The organism is Mesorhizobium sp. M1E.F.Ca.ET.063.01.1.1, from assembly GCF_003998155.1.
In the GTDB taxonomy this organism is placed as follows: Bacteria; Pseudomonadota; Alphaproteobacteria; order Rhizobiales; family Rhizobiaceae; genus Mesorhizobium.
Genome location: NZ_RZSC01001729.1, coordinates 1 through 402 on the forward strand (window position 1 = coordinate 1; position 402 = coordinate 402).

The window sequence follows — 402 nt, forward strand, 5'->3', positions numbered from 1 at the left end:
CAACAAAGGCAGCTCGCCGGACCGGCTGCTGGCGATTGCCTCCGACATTTCGGAGAAGGCCGAACTGCATGAGATGGGCGTCAAGGACGGCGTCATGACCATGCGCCCGGTCAGCGGCGGCCTCGAAATCCCGCCCGGCGGCAAGGTGGCGCTCAAGCCGGGCGCCTATCACCTGATGTTCGTTGGGCTGAAGCGGCAGCCCAAGCAGGGCGAAAAATTCCCGGCGACGCTAACCTTCGAGAAGGCCGGCAGCGTCACCGTCGAGTTCGAAGTCGAAGGCATGGGTGAAACCGGCGACACCGACATGGACCACGCCGAGTGACCCAGCAATCACACAAACTGCGAGGGACAATCATGAACAAGTATCTTTTGACGGCCGGCGTGCTTTTCGCGCTCGGGACA

The 402-nt window shown here is 62.2% G+C and carries 1 protein-coding gene; it reads left to right on the forward strand.

The features are described 5' to 3' along the window. On the forward strand, window positions 1-322 hold a 322-nt coding region (locus EOA29_RS40630; RefSeq protein WP_127222619.1), incomplete at its 5' end, for a copper chaperone PCu(A)C. Window positions 323-402 lie beyond the last annotated feature (80 nt).